This window comes from Streptomyces sp. N50, assembly GCF_033335955.1.
In the GTDB taxonomy this organism is placed as follows: Bacteria; Actinomycetota; Actinomycetes; order Streptomycetales; family Streptomycetaceae; genus Streptomyces.
Map to the genome: position 1 here is coordinate 8,423,621 of NZ_CP137549.1, position 26,370 is coordinate 8,449,990.

20 protein-coding genes are annotated in these 26,370 nt (G+C 69.2%); 15 read left to right on the forward strand and 5 right to left on the reverse strand.

What is annotated here, in order from left to right; genetic code table 11:
* The first annotated feature begins 54 nt into the window (after nt 1–54).
* Both R2B38_RS37400 and betA read left to right on the forward strand, forming a co-directional pair.
* On the forward strand, nt 55–1,470 hold the full coding sequence (locus R2B38_RS37400) for a glucoamylase family protein (RefSeq protein WP_318020224.1): 1,416 nt from the start codon (nt 55–57) through the stop codon (nt 1,468–1,470).
* Between the two features lie 172 nt (nt 1,471–1,642).
* Nucleotides 1,643–3,310 (forward strand): choline dehydrogenase, encoded by a 1,668-nt coding sequence (gene betA, locus R2B38_RS37405; RefSeq protein WP_318020225.1) that lies wholly within the window; start codon nt 1,643–1,645, stop codon nt 3,308–3,310.
* A 67-nt stretch (nt 3,311–3,377) separates the two neighbouring features.
* Here the strand turns inward: betA and purU are convergent, their stop codons facing one another.
* Complete coding sequence (purU, locus tag R2B38_RS37410; RefSeq protein ID WP_318020227.1) at nt 3,378–4,250, reverse strand: formyltetrahydrofolate deformylase; 873 nt, start codon at nt 4,248–4,250, stop codon at nt 3,378–3,380.
* Nucleotides 4,251–4,483: 233 nt separating this feature from the next.
* Here purU and R2B38_RS37415 point away from each other — a divergent pair, with 233 nt between their 5' ends.
* From R2B38_RS37415 to R2B38_RS37455, 9 genes are all read left to right on the forward strand, one after another.
* Nucleotides 4,484–5,953, forward strand: coding sequence for an aldehyde dehydrogenase family protein (locus R2B38_RS37415; protein ID WP_318020228.1), 1,470 nt, complete (start codon nt 4,484–4,486; stop codon nt 5,951–5,953).
* Nucleotides 5,954–5,973: 20 nt separating this feature from the next.
* Entirely contained in the window at nt 5,974–7,062 is a 1,089-nt protein-coding gene (locus tag R2B38_RS37420) for a glycine betaine/L-proline ABC transporter ATP-binding protein (RefSeq protein ID WP_318020229.1), read from the forward strand.
* Nucleotides 7,062–9,068 carry an ABC transporter permease gene (locus tag R2B38_RS37425; RefSeq protein WP_318020230.1) on the forward strand — a complete coding sequence of 669 codons (2,007 nt, stop codon included), beginning with the start codon at nt 7,062–7,064 and terminating at the stop codon, nt 9,066–9,068. Before R2B38_RS37420 ends, R2B38_RS37425 begins: the two co-directional genes overlap by 1 nt.
* Nucleotides 9,069–9,082: 14 nt before the next feature.
* Nucleotides 9,083–10,045, forward strand: coding sequence for an ABC transporter substrate-binding protein (locus R2B38_RS37430; protein WP_318020231.1), 963 nt, complete (start codon nt 9,083–9,085; stop codon nt 10,043–10,045).
* 216 nt (nt 10,046–10,261) lie between these two features.
* A complete protein-coding gene (locus R2B38_RS37435) occupies nt 10,262–12,700 on the forward strand; it encodes an FAD-dependent oxidoreductase (protein WP_318020232.1) in 2,439 nt (812 codons plus the stop codon).
* Nucleotides 12,701–12,721: 21 nt separating this feature from the next.
* Complete coding sequence (gene glyA, locus R2B38_RS37440; protein WP_318020233.1) at nt 12,722–14,005, forward strand: serine hydroxymethyltransferase; 1,284 nt, start codon at nt 12,722–12,724, stop codon at nt 14,003–14,005.
* A complete protein-coding gene (locus R2B38_RS37445; protein ID WP_318020235.1) occupies nt 14,002–15,237 on the forward strand; it encodes a sarcosine oxidase subunit beta family protein in 1,236 nt (411 codons plus the stop codon). Before glyA ends, R2B38_RS37445 begins: the two co-directional genes overlap by 4 nt.
* 11 nt (nt 15,238–15,248) lie before the next feature.
* The gene (locus R2B38_RS37450; protein ID WP_318020236.1) at nt 15,249–18,521 is read left to right on the forward strand and encodes a sarcosine oxidase subunit delta family protein; all 3,273 of its coding nucleotides are present in this window, start codon (nt 15,249–15,251) and stop codon (nt 18,519–18,521) included.
* Entirely contained in the window at nt 18,514–19,125 is a 612-nt protein-coding gene (locus tag R2B38_RS37455; RefSeq protein WP_318020237.1) for a sarcosine oxidase subunit gamma, read from the forward strand. Before R2B38_RS37450 ends, R2B38_RS37455 begins: the two co-directional genes overlap by 8 nt.
* A 77-nt stretch (nt 19,126–19,202) precedes the next feature.
* Here R2B38_RS37455 and R2B38_RS37460 read toward each other — a convergent pair whose 3' ends face one another.
* The gene (locus tag R2B38_RS37460; RefSeq protein WP_318020238.1) at nt 19,203–20,663 is read right to left on the reverse strand and encodes an MFS transporter; all 1,461 of its coding nucleotides are present in this window, start codon (nt 20,661–20,663) and stop codon (nt 19,203–19,205) included.
* A gap of 266 nt (nt 20,664–20,929) precedes the next feature.
* On the opposite strand from R2B38_RS37460, the gene R2B38_RS37465 reads away from it, so the two are divergent.
* Nucleotides 20,930–22,705 (forward strand): tannase/feruloyl esterase family alpha/beta hydrolase, encoded by a 1,776-nt coding sequence (locus R2B38_RS37465; protein WP_318020240.1) that lies wholly within the window; start codon nt 20,930–20,932, stop codon nt 22,703–22,705.
* Between the two features lie 25 nt (nt 22,706–22,730).
* Here R2B38_RS37465 and R2B38_RS37470 read toward each other — a convergent pair whose 3' ends face one another.
* Nucleotides 22,731–23,273, reverse strand: a complete 543-nt coding sequence (locus R2B38_RS37470; protein WP_318020241.1) for a hypothetical protein — start codon at nt 23,271–23,273, stop codon at nt 22,731–22,733.
* A gap of 251 nt (nt 23,274–23,524) precedes the next feature.
* Here R2B38_RS37470 and R2B38_RS37475 point away from each other — a divergent pair, with 251 nt between their 5' ends.
* The 3 genes from R2B38_RS37475 to R2B38_RS37485 all read left to right on the forward strand — a co-directional run bounded on the left by R2B38_RS37475 (nt 23,525) and on the right by R2B38_RS37485 (nt 24,669).
* A complete protein-coding gene (locus tag R2B38_RS37475; protein WP_318020242.1) occupies nt 23,525–23,857 on the forward strand; it encodes a DUF2218 domain-containing protein in 333 nt (110 codons plus the stop codon).
* Nucleotides 23,858–23,990: 133 nt separating this feature from the next.
* Nucleotides 23,991–24,149: a hypothetical protein gene (locus R2B38_RS37480; RefSeq protein ID WP_318020243.1), complete on the forward strand. Its 159-nt coding sequence runs from the start codon at nt 23,991–23,993 to the stop codon at nt 24,147–24,149.
* 250 nt (nt 24,150–24,399) lie between these two features.
* A complete protein-coding gene (locus R2B38_RS37485; protein ID WP_318020244.1) occupies nt 24,400–24,669 on the forward strand; it encodes a hypothetical protein in 270 nt (89 codons plus the stop codon).
* A 9-nt stretch (nt 24,670–24,678) separates the two neighbouring features.
* On the opposite strand, the gene R2B38_RS37490 is transcribed toward R2B38_RS37485, so the two are convergent.
* Both R2B38_RS37490 and R2B38_RS37495 read right to left on the reverse strand, forming a co-directional pair.
* The gene (locus tag R2B38_RS37490) at nt 24,679–25,206 is read right to left on the reverse strand and encodes an NUDIX hydrolase family protein (protein WP_318020245.1); all 528 of its coding nucleotides are present in this window, start codon (nt 25,204–25,206) and stop codon (nt 24,679–24,681) included.
* A gap of 24 nt (nt 25,207–25,230) precedes the next feature.
* A complete protein-coding gene (locus tag R2B38_RS37495) occupies nt 25,231–26,370 on the reverse strand; it encodes an amidohydrolase family protein (RefSeq protein ID WP_318020246.1) in 1,140 nt (379 codons plus the stop codon).

The window sequence follows — 26,370 nt, forward strand, 5'->3', positions numbered from 1 at the left end:
CACCCACCCTTCCCCTGCCCGTCCCGCCCGCATTCCCCTGGGAGTTGGACCCGCATGAACCGTCGTACGTTCCTCACCACCGCCACGGCCGGAGCCGCCGCCCTCACCGCCGCGACGCCCCTCGCCTCCGCGTCGACCCGTGGCCGCCCCGCCTCCGACAGGGCGCCGCTGCGGACCTGGTTCGAGTCGACCTACCGGTCGATGACCGGGATGACCACCGAACTCGGCCTGACCGCCGACACGATGGACGTCTCCGGCACCGGCACTCCCGTGCCCTCGACGCAGACCTCGCCGACCAACATCGGCTGCGGCCTGTGGTCGACCGTCGCCGCGGCCGGCCTCGGCGTGATCTCCGGGTCGGCCATGCACCGGCGCCTGTCCCGCACCCTCGCGGCGGTCGAGAAGCTGGAGCGCGCGCACGGCTTCTGGTTCAACTGGTATGACGCGTACGACGGTTCGGTCCTCACCAGCTGGCCCGGGACGGGTGACCCGGTGCGCCCCTTCCTCTCCACCGTCGACAACGCCTGGCTGGTCGCCGGACTGAGGATCGCCGCCGACGCAGACCCGGAACTGCGTCCGCGCGTCGCCCGGCTCCTCGCCGACGCCGACTGGTCGTACTACTACACCCCCTACGACCCGGCCGACCCGGTCGCCGGACCCGGTCAACTGCGCGGCGGCTTCTGGCCGGACAAGCCCGGCAAGGGCGAACCCACGGGCCACCACTACGGCGCCCTCAACACCGAACCCCGCATGGCCAGTTACCTCGGCATAGCCGACAACTCCCTCCCCACCGAGCACTATTGGCACCTGTTCCGCACCCTCCTGCCCGGCATGGGGCAGGAACAGGAACCCGAGGGCTCCTACGTCACGATCGACGGCGTACGGGTGTGGGAGGGCCACTACACCTACCGCGGCCGCAAGCTCGTCCCCACCTGGGGCGGCTCGATGTTCGAGGCGCTGATGGTCCCGCTGTTCGTGCCCGAGGCCGCCTGGTCGCCGTACTCGTGGGGCACCACCCACCAGCGCTATGTGCGCAGTCAGATCGAACACGGCCTGGACGAGGCGAAGTACGGCTACTGGGGCTTCTCACCCGCCAACATCCCCGAGGGCGGCTACCGCGAGTACGGCGTCGACGCGATCGGCATGCAGGAGGACGGCTACGACTCCCTCGGCGTCGTCACCCCGCACGCCTCCTTCCTCGCCCTGCCGTACGCCGCGCCCGAGGCCCTCGCCAACCTCACCGCGCTGGCACGGGACTTCGGCGCCTACGACGACCGCTACGGCTTCCGCGACTCCGTCGACACCGCGAACGGCCGCGTCAGCGACTCCGTCCTCGCCCTCGACCAGGGCATGATCGCCGCCGCACTCGCGCAACACCTGCGCCCTGGCCTCCTCCAGCGCCCCTTCCGCACGGAAGGTTTCCGCTCGCGGGTCCGCCCCCTCCTCGGCAAGGAGCGCTTCAGCATCTGAGAAAGGCGCGGGGATCCGACCGGGCCGGGACTCGGCTGGGAAATCGGGACTCGGGCCGGGAAACAGTGTGGAAACCTGCGCGTCCAGGTTGCGTGGCGCGCAACCTAGTGCGTATAGCGATACTCGTATTAGCATGCGTCGCGTATCTACGGCGCGAGCGAGACGAGAGATCATGGCTCCCCTGCAATACGACTTCGTCATCGTCGGCGGTGGATCCGCCGGCAGCGCACTGGCGAACCGGCTCTCCGCGGACCCGGCCCACCAGGTGCTCGTCCTGGAGGCCGGCCGGCCCGACTACCCGTGGGACGTCTTCATCCACATGCCGGCCGCGCTGACCTACCCCATCGGCAGCCGGTTCTACGACTGGAAGTACGAGTCGGAACCCGAACCCCACATGGGCGGCCGGCGCGTCTACCACGCCCGCGGCAAGGTGCTCGGCGGTTCCAGCAGCATCAACGGCATGATCTTCCAGCGCGGCAACCCCATGGACTACGAGCGCTGGGCCGCCGACGCCGGGATGGAGAGCTGGGACTACGCGCACTGCCTGCCGTACTTCCGGCGGATGGAGAACTGCCTCGCGGCCGATCCCGACGACGAGTTCCGCGGCCACGACGGCCCGCTCGTCCTCGAACGCGGGCCCGCATCCAACCCGTTGTTCGGCGCGTTCCTCAACGCCGTTCAGGAAGCGGGGTATCCGCGCACCGACGACGTCAACGGCTACCAGCAGGAGGGCTTCGCGCCCTTCGACCGCAATGTCAGCCGGGGCCGCCGACTGTCCGCGTCCAAGGCCTACTTGAAGCCCGTGCGCAAGCGGCCCAACCTCACCGTCACCACCCGCGCGATGGTCACCCGTGTCCTCTTCGAGGGCAAGAAGGCCGTCGGCGTCGAGTACCGCCACCGCGGCAAGGTCCAGCAGGTGCGGGCCCGCGAGGTCATCCTGTGCGGCGGCGCGATCAACTCCCCCCAGTTGCTTCAGCTTTCGGGTGTCGGCAACGCGGAGGAGCTGACCGCTCTCGGTATCGACGTCATCCACGACCTGCCGGGCGTCGGCGAGAACATGCAGGACCACCTGGAGGTGTACATCCAGTACGCCTGCAAGCAACCCGTCTCCATGCAGCCGTACATGGCGAAGTGGCGCGCCCCCTTCATCGGCCTGCAATGGCTCTTCCGCAAGGGCCCCGCCGCCACCAACCACTTCGAGGCAGGCGGCTTCGCCCGCAGCAACGAGGACGTCGACTACCCCAACCTGATGTTCCACTTCCTGCCGATCGCGGTCCGCTACGACGGCTCGTCTCCGGCCGGTGGCCACGGTTACCAGGTGCACGTCGGACCCATGTACTCCGACGCGATCGGCTCGGTGAAGATCAAGACCAAGGATCCGCTGGAGCATCCCGCGCTGCGCTTCAACTACCTGTCCACGGAACAGGACCGGCGTGAGTGGGTCGAGTCGATCCGGGTCGCGCGGAAGCTTCTCAACCAGCCCGCGCTCGCCCCGTACAACGACGGGGAGATCTCGCCCGGCCCGTCCGTGGAGAGCGACGAGGAGATCCTGGCGTGGGTGGCGAAGGAGGGGGAGACGGCGCTGCATCCGTCCTGCACCTGCAAGATGGGCACGGACGAGATGGCGGTCGTCGACCCCGGCAGCATGCGGGTGCACGGGGTGGAGGGGCTGCGGGTCGTGGACGCGTCGGTGATGCCGTACGTGACCAACGGCAACATCTACGCGCCGGTGATGATGATCGCGGAGAAGGCGGCGGACCTCATCCTGGGCAAGGAGCCGCTCGCTCCGTCCTCGGCGGTGTACTACCGGCACCGCGACGCCCAGAAGCAGGCCGGGTAGGCGTCGAGAGGGTGAGGGGGCCGCGCCGCGTTCCGGGTGCGGCCCCCGAGCCGTATACGGCGCACCCTCACCGGAACACGACGGTCCGGTTCCCGTACACCATCACCCTGCTCTCGCTGTGCCACTTCACCGCGTGCGCCAGCACCTGCGCCTCCACGTCCCGCCCCACCGTCACCAGCTCCTCCGGGTCGAGCGAGTGGTCGACCCGGACCACGTCCTGGTCGATGATCTGGCCCTCGTCCAGCTCCGGCGTCACATAGTGCGCGGTGGCGCCCACGAGCTTCACGCCTCGGTCGTACGCCTGCTGGTAGGGGCGGGCGCCCTTGAAGCTGGGCAGGAAGGAGTGGTGGATGTTGATGGCGTGGCCCTCCAGCTGCTTGCAGAGGTCGTCGGAGAGGATCTGCATGTAGCGCGCCAGTACCACCAGGTCGATGTCCAACTCCCGGACCAGGTCGAGGAGTTGCGCCTCCGCGTCCGCCTTCGTGTCCCTGGTCACCGGGATGTGGTGGAAGGGGATGCCGTACGTCTGCGCGAGGCCCTCGAAGTCGCGGTGGTTGGAGACGATCGCCGGGATCTCGATGTTGAGGGCACCGGTGCGCTTGCGGAACAGCAGGTCGTTCAGGCAGTGGCCGAACTTGGAGACCATGATCAGGGTCCGGGTGGGGGTGGCGGCGTCCCGGAGGGTCCAGGAGATGCGATACGCCTCGGCCACCGGGCCGAATCGGTAACGCAGTGTTTTCAGGTCGGCGTTTGGATCGGAAACGTCGAAGTGGACCCTCATGAAGAAGCGGCCCTTGAGCCGATCATCGAATTGCTGGCTTTCCAGGATGTTGCCGGAGTTCCGGACGAGAAAGCCGCTCACGGCATGGACCAGTCCGGCGCTGTCCGGACACGAGAGGGTGAGGACGAATTCGCGGCCGGGGTGCGGTCGAGGGGACATGGACAGCCTCCGTCGGTGCGTAGCATTGGTGCGTATTGCACAACGCGGTGAGCGATACGCAACATGGTTGGGCCGGGCGCCGCTCGCGGTCAAGAGGCGGCCGGGCAATGGGAGGCATGGCGAAATCGTCATCCGCCAACCCCTTGACGTATGTCTGCACATTCGCCAGGGTGTTCCACCACAAGCAATACGGTGCACGATGCGCAACGGAATTCGCTCGAAGGGCTCCACACGTGGCAGACCTGTATGTGGACGGAGAATGGCGCGACGCGGTGGCCGGCGGTCACCGTGACATCCGCTGCCCCTCCGACGGCACGCTCACCGCGACGGTGTCCGAGGGAACGCGTCCCGACACCGAGGCCGCGATCGCCGCCGCCCGCCGCGCCTTCGACGAAGGACCCTGGCCGCTTACCCCCGAGCGGGAGCGCGGCGCGCTGTTGCTGCGCACCGCCGATCTCATCGAGCGCGACGCCAAGGAGTTCGCCCGCGCCGAGTCGCTGGACACCGGCAAGCGGCTGGTGGAGAGCGAGTACGACATCGCCGATGTCGTCTCCTGCTTCCGTTACTACGGCGGGATCGGCGGCACCGACGCCGGACGGGTCATCGACACCGGGCGGGACGACGCCGTAAGTCGCGTCGTCTACGAGCCCGTTGGGGTGTGCGGGCTGATCACGCCCTGGAACTACCCGCTGCTGCAAGCCAGTTGGAAGGTCGCTCCGGCACTCCTCGCGGGCAACACGGTCGTCCTCAAGCCGAGCGAGCTGACGCCCTCCACCTCCATCCTGCTGATGCGCGCGCTGGAGGGGGCCGGGCTTCCCGCCGGTGCCGCCAACCTCGTGCTCGGTGCCGGGCCCGAGGCGGGCGCACCGCTCTCCGAGGACCCCGCCGTCGACATGGTCTCCTTCACCGGGGGCCTGGAGACCGGCAAACGCATCATGGCCACCGCCGCCGCGACCGTGAAGAAGGTCGCGCTGGAGCTGGGCGGCAAGAACCCCAACGTCGTCTTCGCCGACGCCGACTTCGAGACGGCCGTGGACTTCGCGCTCACGGCCGTCTTCCTGCACTCGGGCCAAGTCTGCTCGGCCGGCGCCCGGTTGATCGTCGAGGACTCGCTGCACGACCGGTTCGTGGACGAAGTCGTCCGTCGCGCACGGCAGATCAGGCTCGGCGGGCCCTTCGATCCCGAGGCCGAGACCGGGGCGCTGATCTCCGCGCGGCACCTGGAGAAGGTCGAGGCGTACGTCGCGGCGGGCATCGCCGAGGGCGCCGTGCTGCGGTGCGGCGGTGAGCGGCCTTCCGAACCCGCCCTCGCGGACGGACACTTCTACCCGCCGACCGTCCTCGACGCGTGCACGCAGGACATGCGCGTGGTGCACGAGGAGTCCTTTGGACCGGTCCTGACCGTCGAGCGCTTCACCGACGAGGACGACGCCGTACGCATCGCCAACGACACCGAGTACGGACTCGCCGGCGCCGTCTGGACCCAGGACGCGGGGAAGGCCCAGCGGGTCGCCCGGCGGCTGCGGCACGGCACGGTGTGGATCAACGACTACCACCCCTATGTGCCGCAAGCGGAATGGGGTGGCTTCGGACACTCGGGCGTGGGCCGGGAGCTGGGACCGACCGGCCTGGACGAGTACCGAGAGCCCAAGCACATCTGGCAGAACATCCAACCCCGGCCGCAGCACTGGTTCCGCGGCTGAACGCCGAAAAGAGGTCGATCGTGACCCCAGCACAGACCGAGGTGCCGCAGCGGCGCGGCACTCCCCAGGACTCGGCCCCCACCCCGGTCATATCCGTGCGCAAGCTGTGGAAGGTGTTCGGGCCGAAGGCAGAGCAGGTACCCGAATCCGAGGAACTGTGCGGGCTCACACGCCGTGAGCTGATGGACCGCACCGGCTGCACCGCCGCCGTACGCGATGTGAACTTCGAGGTCTCGCCCGGCGAGGTCTTCGTCGTCATGGGGCTGTCCGGCTCCGGGAAGTCCACCCTGGTGCGATGTCTGACCCGGCTGATCGAACCCACCGCCGGTGAGATCGTCTTCGAGGGCGAGGACATCCGGGACGCGGACGCCAAGCGGCTGCGCGAGCTGCGGCGCCGTAAGTTCTCCATGGTCTTCCAGCACTTCGGGCTGCTGCCGCACCGCCGGGTCGTCGACAACGTGTCCTTCGGCCTGGAGATCCGGGGCATGAGCAAGGCCGAGCGCACCAAACGGGCCCTGGAAGTCGTCGAGTTGGTCGGACTCTCCGGGTACGAGAACTCCTACCCGGATCAGCTCTCCGGCGGAATGCAGCAACGCGTCGGCCTGGCAAGGGCGTTGGCCGGAGACCCGGACGTCCTTCTCTTCGACGAACCGTTCTCGGCGCTCGACCCGCTGATCCGCCGCGACATGCAGAACGAGGTCATCCGGCTGCACCACGAGGTCGGCAAGACCATGGTGTTCATCACCCACGACCTGTCCGAGGCCCTCAAGTTGGGCGACCGCATCCTCATCATGCGCGACGGCAAGATGGTGCAGTGCGGGACGGGCGACGAGCTGGTCGGCGCCCCCGCCGACGACTACGTCCGCGAGTTCGTGAAGGACGTGCCGCGCGGTGACGTCCTCACCCTGCGCTGGATCATGCGCCCCGCCGTGGACGAAGACCCCCTGGACGGACCCGAGTTGGGCCCGGACGTCGTCGTACGCGAGGCCACCCGCGCCGTACTCGCGGCCGACAAGCCGGTCAAGGTCGTGGAGAACGGCAAGCTGCTCGGCATCGTCGGCGACGAGGAGATCCTCGCTGTCGTCGCCGGGCAGGAAGGCGACGCGTGATGACCGTCGCCGTGGAGAAACCGGAGCCCGCACAGCAAGTCGCGGACACCGCACCGGAGTTGAAGAACCCGCGACGCAAGGTGACCCGGCCCATGATGGTCGGCGCGATCCTCGTCGTCTGGCTGGTGCTGTTCGCCGTGCTGCGCGGGAAGCAGACGCTGACGCTCGCGGCGGCCGACCTCACCGGACTGCACCGCTGGTTCAACGACCTCAACGACTCGGTCGGCGCCAACCGCAACTCCAACCCGCTCTTCCTCTACTTCTTCAACGAGATCCGCCTGGTCATCGACAACCTGGTGACCTTCGTCCAGGACCTGATCTCGCAGCCGAGCGGCGACCGCCCGCTGCCGCAGATCGGCTGGCTCGGGGTCGTCGGCATCGCGGGCTTCGTCTCCTGGGCCGTGGGCAACTGGCGGGTCGCGCTCCTCGCCATGGCCGGTTTCGCCTTCTTCGGGCTCCAGGGCCTGTGGCAGGAGAGCATGGACACCCTGGCGCTCACCCTCTCCGCGGTCCTCGTGGCGCTGCTGTTCGCGATCCCGCTGGGGGTGTGGGCGGGGCTGTCGGACCGGTTCAACCGGATCATGACGCCCTTCCTGGACTTCATGCAGACGATGCCGACCTTCGTCTACCTGGCACCGCTGACCCTGTTCTTCCTCATCGGCCCGGCCTCCGCCGTCATCGCCACCGTGATCTACGCCGCCCCGCCCGCGATCCGCATCACCGCGCACGGGATTCGCTCCGTACCGGCGACGACCGTGGAAGCGGCGGATTCCATGGGGTCGACGCGCTGGCAGTCACTGCTCAAAGTGCTGTTGCCGATGGCCAAGCGGACCGTGGTCATGGGCGTCAACCAGACCATCATGGCCGCCCTCGCCATGGTCACCATCGCGGCCCTGATCGACGCGCCCGGCCTCGGCAAGACCGTCATGCAGGCACTGCAGACGCTCGACGTGGGCACGGCCTTCAACGCCGGCCTGGCCATCGTGATCATGGCCATCGTCCTCGACCGCGTCACGACGGCGTCGAGCACCCGCACGGAACAGGCCCGGAACTCGACCGGCCGCTTCCTCACGTGGCGCCGACCGCTGCTCGGAGCGGGCGCGGTGGGCGTCGTGGTCCTGATCTACCTCTCGCACACCTACCTGTGGGCGGCGCAGTTCCCCGGCGACGGCAGCACCGGCACCCACATCACGAACGCCGCGAACAGCGTGACGACGTGGGTGCAGGACAACCTGTCGGGCGTCACCAACGCCTTCCGCAACGCACTCACCAACGGCCTGCTCAACCCGTTCCAGTCGCTGCTCACCGACTCCCCGTGGTGGCTCGTCGGCGCGGCGCTCGTCGGGATCGGCGTGGTGGTCGGCGGCTGGCGCTCCGGGGTCACAACTGCCATATGCGTAGGCCTGCTTGTCGGCACGGGTGTGTGGTCGGACGCCATGACGACACTGGCCTCGACCGTCGTGGCGACCGTGATCGTGATGCTGTTCGGCATCGCCTTCGGCGTGTGGATGGGGCGCAGCGCGATGGTGGACCGGCTGTTGCGGCCCACGTTGGACGCGGCGCAGGTCATGCCCCCGTTCGTCTATCTGGTGCCGTTCCTCGCGCTGTTCGGGGCGACGCGCTTCACCGCGATCGTGGCCGCCGTCGTGTACGCCGTACCGGTCGCCATCAAGATCACGGCGGACGGGGTGCGGGCGGTGCCCGAGACCACCGTCGAGGCGGCCACGGCGGCCGGGTGCAACACCTGGCAGATCATCACCAAGGTTCAACTCCCGATGGCACGCAGCGCCTTGACCCTCGCGACCAACCAGGGCCTGATCTATGTGCTGTCGATGGTTGTTGTGGGCGGCCTGGTGGGAGCCGGCGCCCTCGGCTACGACGTGGTGGCCGGATTCTCGCAGGGCGAGCTGTACGGCAAGGGGCTGGCGGCGGGGCTCGCCATCGTCCTGCTCGGAGTCATGTTCGACCGGATCACTCAGGCGGCCGCGCGCCGAACCAGCGCTTAAAGGAGCACGACACCATGGCAAGACACTGGCGAACCGGCGCGGCCGGCCTGGCCGTTCTCGGCCTCACCCTCACCGCGTGCGGCGGGGCGAAGGTCGGCGACACCTCCTCGGGATCGAGCAGCAGCTCGGGCAAGTGCGGGACCTTCAACCTCGCGGTCAACCCGTGGGTGGGCTACGAGGCGGACGCGGCGGTCGTCGCGTACGTCGCGCAGCACCAACTCGGCTGTACGGTCGAGAAGAAGGACCTGAAGGAAGAGATCGCCTGGCAGGGCTTCGGCACCGGCGAGGTCGACGCGGTCCTGGAGAACTGGGGCCACGACGATCTCAAGAAGAAGTACATCACCGGCCAGAAGACCGCCGTCGAGGCCGGCCAGACCGGCAACAAAGGCATCATCGGCTGGTACGTGCCGCCGTGGCTCGCCAAGGCCCACCCCGACATCCTCGACTACAAGAACCTCAACAAGTACGCGTCCAAGTTCAAGACCTCCGAGTCGGGCGGCAAGGGCCAACTCCTCGACGGGGACCCGTCGTACGTCACGAACGACGCCGCGCTGGTGAAGAACCTGAAGCTGGACTTCAAGGTGGTGTACGCGGGCAGCGAGACCGCGCTCATCCAGGCCTTCCGCACCGCCGAGAAGAACAAGCAGTGGGTCATCGGCTACTTCTACGAGCCGCAGTGGTTCCTCTCCGAGGTCGCGCTCAAGAAGGTGGCGCTGCCCGCGTACAAGACGGGCTGTGACGCGGACGCGGCGAAGATCGCCTGCGACTACCCCGTCTACGACCTCGACAAGATCGTCAGCGCGAAGTTCGCCAAGTCGGGCAGCCCCGCCTACAACCTGGTGAAGAACTTCAACTGGACGAACGAGGACCAGAACACCGTGGCCAAGTACATAGCGCAGGACAAGCTGTCCGACGACGCCGCGGCGAAGAAGTGGGTCGACGCCAACAAGGACAAGGTCGACGCCTGGCTCAAGTAGGCGGCGGAACACCACGGTTGACCATGCCCGGTGGGCGGCGCGCGCAGGTGCGTGCCGCCCGTCGGGCATTGCCGTGTTCCGGCCGGTGACGGGGGCGTCGTCCGACGTCACGGGACCCCTTGACACCCGCTCCTCGCGCCGGGCACATTGAGTTGCGCAACCTGAAGCATGTTGCGCAGACAGCAACCGGATTGCTTTCTAGCCGGAGGTGCGGCGATGGCGGGACCCCGAGTGGTCATCATCGGAGCGGGCGTCGTGGGGGCGGCGCTCGCGGACGAGATCTCCGCGCGAGGCTGGACCGAAGTGACCGTGGTCGACCAGGGCCCGCTGCCCGCCACCGGCGGCTCCTCCTCGCACGCGCCAGGACTGGTCTTCCAGACCAACTCCTCAAAGACGATGACCGAGTTGGCCCGCTACACGGTCGAGAAGTTCTGCTCCCTCGACGTCGACGGCAAGCCCTGCTTCCTCCAGGTCGGCGGCCTAGAGGTCGCCACCACCCCAGAGCGCGTCGCCGAACTCCACCGCCGCCACGGCTGGATCACCGCCTGGGGCATCGAGGCCCGCCTGCTCACCCCCGAGGAGTGCGTCGAGCACCACCCGCTGGTGAACCCGGACCGGGTCCTCGGCGGCCTCCTGGTCCCCACCGACGGCCTGGCGAAAGCCGTCCTGGCCGTCGAGGCGCAGATCCGCCGGGCGACCGAGCGCGGCGTGACCTTCCTCGCCCGCCACGAAGTCCTCGACGTCCAGCGGGCCGACGGCCGCGTCACCGGCGTCCTCACCGACCAGGGCGAGATCCCCGCCGACATCGTCGTGTGCTGCGCCGGCATCTGGGGCCCGAAGATCGCCCGCATGGTCGGCATGAACCTCCCGCTGACCCCGCTCGGCCACCAGCTCGCCTGGACCGGTCCAGTACCCGCCCTCGCCGGCCGGACCGAGGAGGCCGTCCGCCCGATCCTGCGCCACCAGGACGCCGACCTCTACTACCGCGACCGCTACGACGCCATCGGCATCGGCTACTACGGCCACCGCCCCATGCCCATCTCGGCCGACGACATCCTCTCGGTCGGCGAGGCCGACGACATGCCCTCCGTCCTCAAGTTCACGGAGGACGACTTCGCGCCGGCCTGGACGGAGACGCAGTCCCTGCTCCCCGCGACGAAGGACGCGAAGATCGAGGAGGGCATCAACGGCCTCTTCTCCTTCACCACCGACAACTTCCCCCTCCTCGGGGAGAGTTCGGACGTCAAGGGCTTCTGGGTCGCCGAGGCCGTCTGGGTCACGCACTCGGCGGGCGTCGGCCGCGCGATGGCCGAGTGGCTGGTCGACGGCTACTGCTCGTCCTTCGACCTCCACGAGTGCGACGTCAACCGCTTCGAACAGCACCAGCTCGCCCCCGAATACGTCCTGGCCCGCGACTGCCAGAACTTCGTAGAGGTCTACGACATCCTCCACCCGCTCCAGCCGTCCGGTAAGCCGCGCCCGATCCGCACCAGCCCCTTCCACACCCGCCAGCAGGAACACGGCGCGGTCTTCCTGGAGGCAGGCGGCTGGGAGCGCCCACAGTGGTACGAGGCCAACTCGGCCCTGCTGGAAGGCCGTTCGATCCCCACCCCGAACGACTGGGCCGCCCAGTACTGGTCGCCCATCGTCGGTGCCGAGGCACAGGCCACCCGCGAGACGGTCGCGATGTACGACATGACGGCCCTCAAGCGCCTGGAGGTGACCGGCCCCGGCGCCGCCGACTTCCTGGAGGGCCTGGTCACCGGCAAGGTCGCCAAGTCGGTCGGCTCGGTGACGTACACCCTCCTGCTGGACGAGGACGGCGGCATCCGCAGCGACATCACCGTCGCCCGCCTGGCCCGCGACCGCTTCCAGGTCGGCGCCAACGGCAACCTCGACCTCGACTGGTTCACCCGCCACCTGCCCGCCGATGGAACGGTCCAAGTCCGCGACATCACCCCCGGCACCTGCTGCATAGGCCTGTGGGGCCCCCTGGCCCGCAAGGTCCTCCAGCCCCTGACGGACGAGGACTTCACGAACGAGGGCCTCAAGTACTTCCGCGCCAAGCAGGCCTACATTGGAACGGTCCCGGTCACCGCCATGCGCCTGTCCTACGTCGGCGAACTCGGCTGGGAGCTGTACACCACCGCCGACCAGGGCCAGAAACTCTGGGACACCCTCTGGCAGGCAGCGCAACCGCTGGGCGGTGTCATCGCAGGCCGGGGCGCCTTCAACAGCCTCCGCCTGGAGAAGGGGTACCGCTCCTTCGGCACCGACATGACCTACGAGCACGACCCCTACGAGGCCGGCGTCGGCTTCGCCGTCAAACTCGACAAGGGCGACTTCATCGGCAAGGCGGCACTGGAACGCCGAAAGACCGACGTGCGACGGCAGTTGACCTGCCTGACCATCGACGACCCGCACTCCGTCGTCATGGGCAAGGAACCGGTCTACGACGGCGACCGCGCCGTCGGTTACGTCACCAGCGCGGCCTACGGCTACACGATCGGCAAGGGCATCGCCTACGCCTGGCTCCCGGCCGAACTCACCGCCCCCGGCACCCAGTTGCACATCGGCTACTTCGACGAGCGCGTCGAGGCGGTCGTGGCGGCGGAGCCACTGTTCGACCCGACGATGTCCCGTCTCCGCGGCTGACCGGAAGGACGCGAACGCCGAATGAACGCGCTGAACACGCCCCTCGCCGAACTGGATCCCGAGGTCCACGCCGCGCTCCGCGCCGAACTGCACCGCCAGCAGTCCACGTTGGAGATGATCGCCTCCGAGAACTTCGCGCCCTCCGCCGTACTGGAGGCACAGGGCTCGGTCCTCACCAACAAGTACGCGGAGGGCTACCCCGGCCGCCGCTACTACGGCGGCTGCGAACACGTGGACGTCACCGAGCGGTTGGCGATCGAGCGGGTCAAGTCCCTGTTCGGGGCGGGCTTCGCGAACGTGCAGCCGCACTCGGGCGCGCAGGCCAACACGGCGGTGTTCTTCGCCCTGTTGAAGCCCGGCGACACGATCCTCGGCCTCGACCTCGCCCATGGCGGCCACCTCACCCACGGCATGCGCCTCAACTACAGCGGCAAGATGCTGAACGTGGTGCCGTACCACGTGGGGGAGACGGACAACCTGGTCGACATGGACGAGGTGGAGCGCCTCGCGAAGGAACACGGCCCCAAGATGATCATCGCCGGATGGTCGGCGTATCCACGGCAGTTGGACTTCGCGGCGTTCCGCCGGATCGCCGACGAGGTGGGCGCGCTATTGATGGTCGACATGGCGCACTTCGCGGGCCTGGTCGCCGCGGGCCTGCACCCCAACCCCGTCCCGCACGCCCACGTGACCACGACGACGACACACAAAACCCTCGGCGGCCCACGCGGCGGAGTCATCCTCACCAACGAGGCCGACCTCGCCAAGAGGATCAACTCGGCGGTGTTTCCCGGGATGCAGGGCGGCCCGCTGGAACATGTCATCGCGGCGAAGGCGGTGTCGTTCAAGGTCGCGGCGTCACCGGAGTTCGCGGAACGCCAGTCCCGCACGCTGGCCGGTTCCCGCATCCTCGCGGAACGCCTGACCCGGGCCGACGTAGCAGCCACGGGGGTCAAGGTCCTCACCGGCGGCACGGACGTCCACCTCGTCCTGGTCGACCTGCGCGACTCGGAGTTGGACGGTCGCCAGGCGGAGGACCTGCTCCACGAGATCGGCATCACGGTCAACCGAAACGCCGTGCCCTTCGACCCGCGCCCGCCCATGGTCACGTCCGGGCTGCGCATCGGCACCCCGGCACTGGCCACGCGAGGCTTCACGGAGGAGGACTTCGCGGAGGTGGCGGACGTGATCGCGCTGGCGCTCCAACCGGCCCCGGACGTGGGCGGCTTGAGCGCCCGTACGAAGGCACTGGCGGCGAAGCACCCGCTCTACCCGCACCTGTCCCAGGAGGGCGACCCCCGATGACGACCCCCCGCACCCCGGGCGCGGACCTCCCCGAACACCCCGACTGGCTCTGGCGCACACCTGAGCCGAAACGCTCGTACGACGTGGTCATCGTGGGTGGCGGAGGCCACGGCCTGGCCACTGCCCACTACTTGGCGAAGAACCACGGCATCACCAACGTCGCGGTGCTGGAGAAGGGTTGGCTCGCGGGCGGCAACATGGCCCGCAACACCACGATCATCCGCTCCAACTACCTCTGGGACGAGAGCGCGGGCATCTACGAACACGCGCTCAAACTCTGGGAGGGCCTGGAGGAGGAGCTGGACTACCCGATCCTCTTCTCCCAGCGCGGAGTTCTCAACCTCGCCCACAGCCTTCAGGACGTCCGTGACAGCGTGCGCCGAGTGGAGGCGAACCGCCTCAACGGCGTGGACGCGGAATGGCTCGACGAACGGCAGGTCAAGGAGGTCTGCCCGATCGTCAACACCTCACCGGACGTGCGGTATCCGGTGATGGGAGCCACCTACCAACCACGCGCGGGCATCGCCAAACACGACCACGTGGCGTGGGGCCTGGCCCGTTCCGCCGACGCGGCCGGCATCGACCTCATCCAGAACTGCGAGGTCACGGGCCTGGACATCGTCGACGGCAGGGTGGTGGGCGTACAGACCACGCAGGGCCCGATATCGGCGGGCAAGGTGGCGCTGTGCTCGGCAGGCCACACGTCAGTCCTGGCAGCCATGGCGGGCATCCAACTCCCGCTCCAGAGCCACCCGTTGCAAGCGCTGGTATCGGAGCTACTGGAACCGGTCCACCCCACGGTGGTGATGTCCAACGCGGTCCATGTGTACGTGAGCCAGGCGCACAAGGGCGAGTTGGTGATGGGCGCGGGCGTCGACTCGTACAACTCCTACACCCAGCGTGGAGCGTTCCACATCATCGAGGAACAGATGTCCGCGGCCCTGGAACTGTTCCCGGTCTTCGCCCGCGCGCACGTCCTGCGCACGTGGGGCGGCATCGTGGACGTAACCCCGGACGCGTCACCGATCGTAGGCCTGACCCCGGTCGACAACCTCTACCTGAACTGCGGTTGGGGAACGGGCGGTTTCAAGGCGACCCCGGGCGTCGGCTGGGTCTACGCCCACACCATCGCCCACGACACCCCTCACCACCTCAACGCCCCCTTCTCGCTCGACCGTTTCACCACCGGCGCGCTCGTCGACGAGCACGGCGCCGCCGCGGTGGCCCACTAGGGAGCCCAACCATGCTGCTGATCCCCTGCCCCTGGTGCGGGCCCCGCGACGAAGCCGAGTACCACTACGGCGGCCAGGCCCACGTTGCCTACCCGCAGACCCCGGCCGACCTGACCGACGAGGAGTGGGCGCGTTACCTGTTCTTCCGCGACAACCCCAAGGGCCCCTTCGCGGAACGCTGGAACCACGCGGCGGGCTGCCGCCGCTGGTTCAACGCGGTACGGGACACGGCGACGAACGAGATTCTGGGGGTGTACCGGGCGGGGGAGCCGCAACCGACCGCAGGATCAACCCGTCCGGCGTCCACTGTCCAGCACGGGTCCGCACATTCAGCCCGTCCGGCGTTTGAGGACGAGGCCCTTTCGGGGCCGACGGGGGTCCAGGGGGCGGAGCCCCTTGGCGGGGTCGAAGGGGCAGAGCCCCTGGAGGATGGGACGGGTAGGGGCGGCGGGGGCGTGACTCATCCGTACCGCCACCCCACCCACGGCCGCATCCCCCGAGACACCCCCCTCACCTTCACCTTCGACGGCACCGAATACCAGGGCTACAAGGGCGACACCCTCGCCTCCGCCCTCCTCGCGAACGGCATCATCCAAACCGGCACCAGCATCAAACTCGGCCGCCCCCGAGGCATCTTCACCGCCGGAGTCGAGGAACCGAACGCCGTCATCCAGATCGAGGCCCCGTTCCCCGAGCCGATGCTCCCCGCCACAACGGTCGAGCTCTACGACGGCCTGGTCGCCACCAGCCTCCCCGGCCAGGGCCGCCTCGCCACAGAACCGGACCCCGCTCGCTACGACGCCGTCCACGCCCACTGCGACCTGCTCGTGGTCGGCGCAGGCCCAGCCGGCCTTGCAGCCGCGTCCGCAGCCGCCCGCACCGGAGCCCGCGTCATCCTCGCCGACGACCGCCCCGACCTGGGCGGCAGCCTCCTGGACACAGCCCAACACCTCGACTGGGTAACCGAGTTGAGCGAAGACCTCACCACCGCCCCCGAGGTCCGCGTCCTGCGCCGCACCACCGTCTTCGGCCACTACGACGACAACCACCTCCTGGCCGTGGAACGCCGCACGAACCACCTCGGCGCCGCAGCCCCCACCCACGTCTCCCGAGAACGCGTCTGGCGCATCCGAGCCCGCCGAGTGGTCCTGGCAACGGGTGCCCACGAACGCTCCCTCGCCTTCCCGGACAACGACCGCCCCGGAGTGATGCTCGCCGCCTCGGCCCGCGCGTACGTCAACCGCTACGGCGTCCTCCCCGGCCGTAGCGCCGTGGTCTTCACCACCAACGACAGTGCGTACGCAGCCGCGTTGGACCTGGCGTCGGCGGGCGTACACGTCGCGGCGATAGTGGACACCCGCGCGTCGGCGCCGGAGGAGTGGGCGAGCCGAACCCGCGAGGCAGGCATCGAAGTACTGCCCGGCCACGCGGTCGTAGCCACCGAGGGCACCCCGCGCCTGACCGCCGTATCGGTCGCCCCGTACGGCGAAACCCCGGACACCACAAGGCAGTTCACCGCAGACCTCCTCCTGGTCTCCGGCGGCTGGAACCCGGTCGCCCACCTCTTCAGCCAGGCAGGCGGCAGACTCCGCTACGACGACACCCTCGGCACCTTCGTCCCGGACACCTGCCGCCAACTGGTCGAGGTCGCGGGCAGCGCGAACGGTGAATTCGACCTGGCCGGAGTCCTGTTGCAGGGTGCGGCCGCAGGTGCCCGAGCGATCGAGGCAGAGGGCTACACAGCCGAACCACCCCGCCTCCCGCAGATCGCCCCCGAACTGCACACCCCCGCCATGCAGGTCTTCGACGTCCCCGGCGTCACCACCGACGCCCCCCGCTTCGTGGACCTCCAACGAGACGTCACTGTCGCCGACTTGACCCGGGCCACCGCCGCCGGCCTCGACTCGGTCGAACACACCAAGCGCTACACGACAGCTGGTACGGCCAACGACCAGGGCAAGACCTCCGGTGTCCTGGCCAGCGGCGTGGTGGCCGAACTCCTCGGCGTGGACGTGTCGTTGCTCGGCACGACGACCTTCCGCCCGCCGTACACCCCCGTCTCCTTCGCCACCCTCGCCGGCCGCGACCGGGGCGCGCTGCACGACCCGATCCGTACGACGGCGCTGCACGACTGGCACGTCATGCAGGGCGCGCTGTTCGAGAACGTCGGCCAGTGGAAGCGCCCTTGGTACTACCCGCGGGGCGGCGAGGACATGGAGGCCGCCGTCCTGCGTGAGTGCGCGGCGGCCCGCGAGTCCGTCGCCTTCATGGACGGTTCCACCCTCGGCAAGATCGACGTACAGGGCCCGGACGCACCCGTCTTCCTCGACCGGCTCTACACCAACATGATGAGCAACCTGAAGGTCGGCATGGTCCGTTACGGCGTCATGTGCCGCCCGGACGGCATGGTCTTCGACGACGGCACGGCCATCCGCCTCGCCCCGGACCGCTACTTGGTCACCACGACCACCGGCAACGCGGCCGCCGTACTGGACTGGATGGAGGAGTGGCACCAGACCGAGTGGCCCGAACTCCGCGTCCACTGCGCCTCGGTGACCGAACAGTGGGCCACCGTTGCCCTGGTCGGCCCCCGCTCCCGCGAGGTGCTCGGCTCGCTCGCACCCCAACTGGCCGTCGCCAACGACGACTTCCCCTTCATGGCCTGGCGGGACACGACCGTCGCCGGCATCGAGGCCAGGGTGTGCCGGATCAGCTTCTCCGGCGAACTCGCCTACGAGATCAACGTGTCCCCGTGGGAGGCCCTCACCCTGTGGGAGGCGCTGTACGAGGCCGGTGCCCCCTTCGGCATCACCCCGTACGGCACCGAGACCATGCACGTCCTGCGCGCCGAGAAGGGCTACCCGATCATCGGCCAGGACACCGATGGCACGGTAACTCCCCAGGATCTCGGCATGAGTTGGGCGGTCTCGAAGAAGAAGCCCGACTTCATCGGCAAGCGCTCCTACGCCCGCGCCGACGCCGTCCGCCCCGACCGCAAACACCTCGTCGGCCTGCTCCCCGAGGACCCCGCGGCCTTCCTCCCCGAGGGCACACAACTCGTCGCGGACAGCGAACTCCCGGCCCCGCCCGTCCCGATGCTCGGCCACGTCACCTCCAGCTACCGCAGCGCCGCCCTCGGCCGCACCTTCGCCCTCGCCCTGATCAAGAGCGGCCGCGACCGCATCGGCGAACGCCTCTACGCCCCCGTGGGCGACCGGTTGATCCCGGTCACCGTCGCAAGCCCCGTCCTCTACGACCCCGAGGGAGCCCGCCGCGATGGCTGACACCGCCCTTTCCGTCCCGCGCCGCAGCCCCCTCGCGGGAGCCGCCGACCGGCTGGCGGCCACGACCCGCACCTCCGGCGGCACGGTCCGGCTGGCCGAACTGCCCTTCCTGGCCCAGGTGAACCTCCGGCTCGACCCGAAGGGCGCGGCGGCGGACGCCGTAGGACTCGCGCTCGGGCTGTCGCTGCCCGTCGAGCCCAACACCGTTGTGCGGGCAGGGGAGTTGACCGTGCTGTGGCTCGGTCCGGACGAGTGGCTGGTGGTCGGGCCGCCGGACGCGCAGTGGGATGTGGAGCAGCGGATCCGGGCGGCGGCCGGTGACGAGCACATCGCCGTCACCGATGTGTCCGCCCAGCGCACCACCCTTCTCGTCTCCGGTGCCCGCGCCCGCGAACTGCTCGCCCACGGCTGCCCGTTGGACCTGCACCCGCGGGCCTTCGGGCCCGGACGGTGCGCCCAGACCACCCTGGCCCGCGCCCAGGTCGTGCTTGTCGCACGGGACGAACCCGGCGCCGGATTCTGGGTGTTGGTCCGTTCCTCCTTCGCCGGGTATCTGACGGACTGGTTGCTGGACGCGGCGGCGGAGTACGTGCGGAGCGACTGAACCTGCCCTACACCGAAGGCCGTTCGGCCGTCACCGGCAGAACGGCCTTCCGCATGTGGGTGGTTGTGCCGGTGGTGTCAGGCGACCGCCTGGCCGACCTCGACCTCGTCGAGGCGCTTGCTCCTGGGGATCAGAGCGACGAGCAGCGCGCCCACGGCGACGCAACCGACCACCAGCCAGAGCCCGTTGGTGAAGCCGGCGTCGAGGTAGAACTGGGTGCCCTTGAGGACCGCCCCGTGCTGTGCCATCACGACGAAGGCCAGCTGGGAGACGACGATCTGGGCGACGCCCTGGCCGAGGGTCTGGACGCCGTTGGCGAGGGCCTGTTCCTCGGGGGTGACCACCTCGATGATCATGATGGGCACGATCGCCATCACGATGCCCGTGCCCAGCCCCGCGATCACGCCCATCTCGATGATCTGCGGGGCGCTGTGGTGCAGATGGGTGCCGATGCCGTAGCCCAGGACCGCGAGCGCGGCGCCGGTGCCCAGGAGGATGCGCGCGTCGACCCGGCGGGAGATCAGACCGGTCCCGACGGCTCCCACGATGATCATGGCGCTGATGGGGCTGGTGACGATGGCGTTGTGGGTTCCCGACCAGCCCAGGCCCGCCGAGATGGTCGGAATGTTCGGCATCAGGATCAGCAGCTGGATCACCACGCCGACGGCGCTGAGTGAGCCGGCCGCGATGGAGGTGGCGAGGAGAACGGTCCAAACCGGTCGGCGGCGGGTCATGGAGAGCGGGAACAGGGGCTCCGCGACCCGGCGTTCGACGAGAACGAAGGCGATCAGCGCGATCACCGCTCCGACGACGTAGCCGATGAACTTGCCGCTGCCCCAGCCCCAGTGCGAGCCCTGGCCGACGGCGTAGATGATGGCCGTGACGCCGCCGCCGAGGAGGATCCCGCCGGCCCAGTCCATCCGGCCGGCCGCCGCCCGGACCGGGCTCTCCGGTACGAAGGCCGCGACCAGCAGGAAGCTGACGGCGGTGCTGATGGCCATGAACCACAGGACGCCGCGGAAGCCGTAGTCGTCCAGCAGCCAGCCGGACAGGAACGGTCCACCGAACGCGACGAGACCGACACCGCCGGCCAGGATCCCGCTGGCGACCCCGACCCACTTGCGCGGGAACACGTCACGGGTGATGGCGTAGGCGAGCGGGGCGCTGGCGGCGTAGATGCCCGCGATGCCGCGGCCGATCAGCAGGGTGCGGTAGTCGGTGGCGACGGCGGCGACCAGGTCGCCGACGAAGCCGAGTCCCGTAGCGGCGAGCAGGACGCGCTTCTTGCCGAAGACGGCGGCGGCCTTGACCGCGAACGGCAGGAAGAACGTCCCGGTCAGCAGGGTCATCAGGGTGAACCACGCGATCTCGGTGGTCCTGAAGTGGATCGCGACGTCGGCCTGCGCGATGCCGGACAACGCGGCGATGAGCGCGACCAGTTGGACGGTCCAGACGAGAGCGACGATGACGAGGACATTGCGGGTCGTCGAGGGTGGTCTTTCGTCGTCCCGTGGGGGAGTGAGCTGGGTCTGGGACATCGGCGGCCTTCCGTAAGTGAGCGGAGCGAAGGTCCAGAGAGCCGATAAATTAGACCTAACGGTCGGTACAATCAATGAGTTGCGCAAAAAGAAAGCTAACGTTGTGGCGGGTGTCGACTCCGGGCCTGGTCAGCGATATCGGGCCAAAGTCTTCGACTAAATCGTCAACAATAGCGTCGACGCTATTGCTCACGGATCAACGGACAGCTACGTTCCTCGCCGTGTCCGCACGACCCCCGGTCCGGCGATCGAACGGAGTACCCAGCATGCCCAAGCTGTTCAGATGGTGTCGGTGGAACTCGGCCACCGTCCTGGCCACCCTCGCCGCAGCCGTCGCGCTGGTGACCGGTGCGGGCGTGGCGCTGGCCAACAGTGCGACCGGCGGCGCGCAGGGCGCCAACTCGGCCTCGGCGAACGCCGTTTCGGCGAGCACCACGACCTCGGGCATCGCACCGGCCATGTCCTGCTCCGGTGTCGCCCAACTCGACCTGGCCGCCGCCGTACCCGGGGTGCCCTTCGAGATCACCTCGGCCACCGAACTCGCCGCGAGCGCCAACACCCTTGGGAACTGGGCCGCTTGTGACGTCAAGGGCGTGATCGCCCCCCAACTCCACTTCGAGATCAAGCTCCCCGAGACCGGCTGGCAGGCCAACTACCTCCAGGTCGGCTGCGGCGGCCTCTGCGGCAACACCAACGTCACCAGCGCCCCCGCCTCGACCGGCTGCGTCCCGCTGACCGCCGGCGCGTTCGCCGTCGCCTCCAGCGACGAGGGCCACTACCAGGGCGGCGGCCTGTTCTCCACCGACCCGACCCTGCGCGCCGACTTCGGCTACAAGTCCGACCACGAACTGGTCCAGGCGGCCAAGGCCATCGTCAAGCAGTACTACGGCCAGGCCGCCACCCACTCGTACTTCGACGGCTGCTCCCAGGGCGGCCACCAGGCCCTCACCGAGGCCCAGCGCTACCCGACCGACTTCGACGGCATCATCGCCGGCGCCCCGGCCAACAACTTCACCGCGCTGAACACCTTCTCGCACGCCTGGACCGCGCAGTCCGTCTACCTCGACGGCGGCCCGGCGACGATCACCAACGCCGACCTCGCCGACCTCCACAAGGCCGTGCTCAAGGGCTGCGGCGCCCCCGCCGACGGCATCATCGCCGACCCGCTGAGCTGCACCTGGGACCCGGGCACCATCCAGTGCAGGACGGGCCAGACCTCGACGTCCGACGCGTACTGCCTCACCGCCGACCAGGTCACCACCCTGCGCCGCATCTATGCCGGACCCACCGACGAACACGGCCAACTCCTCTACCCCGGCTACCAGTTGCGCGGCTCCGAGCTGAACTGGGCCGGCATCATCACCCCGGCCTCCGCCACCGGCGCCAGCGGCGACATCAGCTTCGTCCGCGAGACCCTGCGCTACCAGATCTTCGACAGCCCGCAGCCGACCCTGACGTACAAGGACATCAAGTTCACGGCCGCCTACTACAAGAAGGTGATGCGGCCGGTCGAGGGCATGTACGACGCCACCGATCCCGACCTCACCGCGTTCAAGAAGGCCGGCGGCAAACTGATCCTCTGGCATGGTCTGGGCGACCAACACATCCCGTCGGTCGGAACGATGGCCTACTACAAGGCAGTTGAGAAGGTCATCGGCGGCGAGACGGCCACCAAGACCTTCGCCCGCCTCTTCCTTCTCCCCGGCGTCGCACACTGCGGCGGCGGCCAGGGCCCGGACACCTTCGACGCGCTGACCGCGATCACCGACTGGGTCACCAAGGGCGACGCCCCGGCCAGCCTCACGACGAAGTCGGTCGACAGCAACGGCAACACCACCGCCACCCGCCCGGTCTACCCCTTCCCCTACTACGCCAAGAACACCACGGGCGGCCCGTCCACCGACGCGAGCAGCTACACCCCCGTCAAGTCCACCGCCGAGGCCACCCTCAAGCTCGACTGGCTCGGCTCCTTCCGCTCCGGTTACGAGACGGTCGGGAACTGGGTGGGCGGCAAGTGGGTCGTCACCAAGTGCAAGAACTGACCGTAGAACAGCGGTAGTTGAGGCATCACGGCTCCCGGTTCACGCCGGGGGCCGCGACGGCGAGCGGGGGTGCCGGTCTGGATCCGGGTGCCGCAGGGCGCCGGCGACGACCGTGGTCGCCACGCGGTGATAGGCCTCGGTCTCCGGTACGGTGCCCGGCGCCGATCAGGGTGCGGGCGAGCGTGTCGATGTCCGCGTCCTGGGTGATGCGGCCGAGGGCGCGCTCCGCCGTGAGATACGAGGCGAACCTGGCCGTGGCTTCCGTCAGGAGGGGGACGCCGGCAGGCGTGGTGGTGCGCAGGCGGGCACGCAGGGCGTCCGCATCGCGCAGGGCCACCCCTGTCGGCATACCGTGCGTCCCTCCTTCCACGCCCAGGTCCGCCCCCGACGAGCAGGCGGAAGCCCGGCCCCGGCAAGCGGGCAGATGTCCGGCCTCCGCCCGCTCGCCGAGGCGCGGGCTGCGCAGCAGGAACTCGAACGGCCCGTGGACTCCGCCGCGTCGGGTGACGAGCCGGTCGCGGAACCCGGCCTGGTCCGCGGTCAACTCCTGGAACGGTCCAAGCCGCATACGTCCTACCGGTGTTCGCGGACGGAGAGGTGACGAAGACGGGACAGACGCCGAGCACGGACCGACACCGGCCCCTGGGAAACATGACGGCAACGGGGCCCCGCGTCCAGTAAGTGAAGACGCCCCAGAAGGCATCCATACCTTGCGGCACACGACGGGTGGCGCGTCCACACGGTCGGGCCGAATCTCCGGCACCATCGAGTGGTTCATCCACGTCACCGTCGCGTGCCGACGTCACCCAGGAGTCGTCCATGTCCCGTTCCGAAGCCCGCGTCGCCACCGACCGACCGCAGCGCTACGCCAAACAACTCGCCTCCCACCTGGGCCGTCGCAGCGAGACGAGCTGGGACGAGGAGACCGGCGTGGGCCGTCTCGTCTTCCAGGACGGCACCGGCTCGCTGACCGCCACCGACGGGGCGCTGCTGCTCGCGGTGGAGGCGGAGCCCGAGTTCCTCGACCGGCTCGAAGACGTGGTGGGCCGCCATCTGGTCCGCTTCGGCACCAAGGACGAACTGGTCGTCGAGTGGAAGCGCGACACCGGCGAACCCGGCACCACCCAGCGCAGCGCCGGCGACCCCGCCTGACTCACCACGCCGGTCCCGTCCGCAACTCCCGGCGTCCGTACAGGACTTGAAGCCCAAGCCTTCGATCCAGAGATGGACGGGACCGAGCCGGCCCGTGCCGGTGTGCCCCCCCTCGGAGTCGGAGTGAAGGAGAGTGCACGGCCTCGCGGGCGTCAACCGCATCCCGGAGCAGCTCCTCCAGGCGGCGACCCTCGACGGCGCGGGCGCGGTCCGCCGCTTCTGGTCGGTCAAACTCCCGTTGCCGGCACCGGCGGTGACCTTCAACGTGGTCGTCTCGCTCGACGGCGCGTGAGAGCTTCTTCGGTACGGCGAGCGCGCTGAGCTTCGTCGTCACGCTGATGGTGATCGTCAGGGCGGTCCCGCCGATGAGCCGGCTGCGCTGACGGGAGGTGCCGATGTGAGCGCGATGGCCGGGAAAACACGGGGAGTTGGCCGGTACGCAGGGCTCACCCTCATCGTGATCCCCTGAATCCTCGTCCCGCTCCGACTCGCGGACGCTGCGGTTCGCGTACTACACGTCCGCGCTGTCGATCGTGCTGCCCGTGCTCACCCCGGTGCTCTTCACCGGCGCGGTCATGCTGATCATCTCGGTCTGGAACGACTTCTCCTCCGCCCCGTCCCTGCCGCGCGGCTCCCGAACGGCCACGCTGCCACTGACGTTGTACTCCTTCGCCTCCTCGTCCACGCACGGTGTCAGCTGGAACCTGGTGTTCGCCCATGTGGTGCTGACCAGCCTGCCGCTCGTCCTCGTCTACCTCGTCCTGCAGCGCCGCGTCCTCGCGGGCCTCACGGAAGGAGGTGTCACGGGCTGAGCGTCCCGGTCAGGACACACAACCCACGTGCGCCAGCGCCTGCTTGAGCAACACCCCGTGCCCGCCCGGCATTTCGCTGCGCAGCGCCTCCGAGGCGGCCTCCTCCGGGCTGAACCAGACAAGGTCCAGGGCGTCTTGGCGGGGCCGGCAGTCGCCGGTGACCGGCACGACGTAGGCGAGGGACACCGCGTGCTGGCGCGGGTCGTGGTACGGGGTGACGCCGTGCGTCGGGAAGTACTCGGCGACGGTGAACGGCTGCAGCGAGGTCGGGATCCGGGGCAGCGCGACCGGGCCGAGGTCCTTCTCCAGGTGGCGCAGGAGGGCGTCGCGGACCCGCTCGTGGTGCAGCACGCGGCCGGAGACCAGGGTGCGGTTGACGGTGCCGTCGGGGCCGATGCGCAGCAGCAGTCCGATGCTGGTCACCTCCCCGTTGTCGTCGACGCGGACGGGCACCGCTTCGACGTAGAGGATCGGCATGCGGGCGCGTGCCTGTTCGAGGTCGTCGGCGGACAGCCAACCGGGCGTGGTATCGGTCATGTCAGACATTGCTTGATCATACTTTCAGTGTCCGTCGGATAGCCGGTAGACCCGGCGGGCATTGTCGGCCCCCGCCCAGCGTGCCAGCCGCAGCGCGTCGGGCAGGCCCAGTTCGTCGGCGTCCACCCGGTCCTGGAGCAGATCCCCAAGACCCCGGCGGAACGCCAGCGCACCGAGCCCATAGAACTCCGAAAGACCATAGGCGTCGGAGCTGTACAGCAGTTTGCGGAACGGTGTGATCTCCATCGCCTCCGCCAGCACCGCCCGCGCCCGGACCGGTCCAACATGGTGCAGGGTGAGCCCCACGTCCAGGTACACCTGTTCGAAGACGGCTGCCAGGTATCCGGCCTGACGCTGATACGGCCAGCAGTGCAGGAGCAGCACCGGGATCGTCCCGGCGGTCAGGTGCAGCCAGTCCGTGAGCAGGGCGGGGTCGGTGCGGTGCAGCCGGATGTCGTTGTCGCCGAAGCCCGTGTGCAGTTGGAGGGGCAGGCCCAGGTCGACCGCTGTCCACAGCAACTCCCGTACCAGGATCGGGTCTTCGAGCCGCCCGCCCTGGGCCAGCCAGGCGCGGGCCGCCCGGGTCAGCTCCGCCGCCGAGGGACGGGTGGGGTCGAGATCGAAACCCGTCCGGTACGCGGCCACCGACTTCACCGCCACCACCCCCGGCCGCCGCACCGCGTCCAGCGCGGCCGTCCGGAACGCGTCCGCGTACCCGTCCGGCTCGACCCCGCGCGCGGCCACGGACTCCGCGACCGTCTCGAGCCGTACGACCTCGTGCGCGACCGCGCCCGCCGCCTCCGCGAGTTCGGTCGGCGAGGTGATGTGGTGCGGCGCGAATCCCGTGTCGACGCAGAAGACTCCGGTGCCCGCGGCGGCCAGGAAACGCCGGTTGACCTCGTGCGGCCCCAACTCGGCGCGCCGGGCGAGGTATTCGTCGGCGGGCGCGTGCCGCTCCAGGTCCAGCACCGGTGCGCAGTAACGGCGTACGGCGGTGCCGACCGGGCTGTCGAACGGCGAGATCCCGCTGCCGGGCCAGACGTCGCCCTCGGTGAGCAGCGACTCGAAGTCCGCCCGGTCCAGTTCCTCGGTGACGACTCCGTGGCAGTGGTGGTCCACCAGCTCCAGCGCGGCGAGCGCCTCGTGGACCGGTCCAGTGGCCAT

What these genes read in the sequence shown, in the direction of transcription:
- R2B38_RS37400 (WP_318020224.1), top strand. Translation starts at nt 55, where the DNA reads ATGAACCGTCGTACGTTCCTCACCACCGCCACGGCCGGAGCCGCCGCC.
- betA (WP_318020225.1), top strand. Translation starts at nt 1,643, where the DNA reads ATGGCTCCCCTGCAATACGACTTCGTCATCGTCGGCGGTGGATCCGCC.
- purU (WP_318020227.1), bottom strand. Translation starts at nt 4,250, where the DNA reads ATGTCCCCTCGACCGCACCCCGGCCGCGAATTCGTCCTCACCCTCTCG.
- R2B38_RS37425 (WP_318020230.1), top strand. Translation starts at nt 7,062, where the DNA reads ATGACCGTCGCCGTGGAGAAACCGGAGCCCGCACAGCAAGTCGCGGAC.
- R2B38_RS37430 (WP_318020231.1), top strand. Translation starts at nt 9,083, where the DNA reads ATGGCAAGACACTGGCGAACCGGCGCGGCCGGCCTGGCCGTTCTCGGC.
- R2B38_RS37435 (WP_318020232.1), top strand. Translation starts at nt 10,262, where the DNA reads ATGGCGGGACCCCGAGTGGTCATCATCGGAGCGGGCGTCGTGGGGGCG.
- glyA (WP_318020233.1), top strand. Translation starts at nt 12,722, where the DNA reads ATGAACGCGCTGAACACGCCCCTCGCCGAACTGGATCCCGAGGTCCAC.
- R2B38_RS37445 (WP_318020235.1), top strand. Translation starts at nt 14,002, where the DNA reads ATGACGACCCCCCGCACCCCGGGCGCGGACCTCCCCGAACACCCCGAC.
- R2B38_RS37450 (WP_318020236.1), top strand. Translation starts at nt 15,249, where the DNA reads ATGCTGCTGATCCCCTGCCCCTGGTGCGGGCCCCGCGACGAAGCCGAG.
- R2B38_RS37455 (WP_318020237.1), top strand. Translation starts at nt 18,514, where the DNA reads ATGGCTGACACCGCCCTTTCCGTCCCGCGCCGCAGCCCCCTCGCGGGA.
- R2B38_RS37460 (WP_318020238.1), bottom strand. Translation starts at nt 20,663, where the DNA reads ATGTCCCAGACCCAGCTCACTCCCCCACGGGACGACGAAAGACCACCC.
- R2B38_RS37465 (WP_318020240.1), top strand. Translation starts at nt 20,930, where the DNA reads ATGCCCAAGCTGTTCAGATGGTGTCGGTGGAACTCGGCCACCGTCCTG.
- R2B38_RS37470 (WP_318020241.1), bottom strand. Translation starts at nt 23,273, where the DNA reads ATGCGGCTTGGACCGTTCCAGGAGTTGACCGCGGACCAGGCCGGGTTC.
- R2B38_RS37475 (WP_318020242.1), top strand. Translation starts at nt 23,525, where the DNA reads ATGTCCCGTTCCGAAGCCCGCGTCGCCACCGACCGACCGCAGCGCTAC.
- R2B38_RS37490 (WP_318020245.1), bottom strand. Translation starts at nt 25,206, where the DNA reads ATGACCGATACCACGCCCGGTTGGCTGTCCGCCGACGACCTCGAACAG.
- R2B38_RS37495 (WP_318020246.1), bottom strand. Translation starts at nt 26,370, where the DNA reads ATGGCCACTGGACCGGTCCACGAGGCGCTCGCCGCGCTGGAGCTGGTG.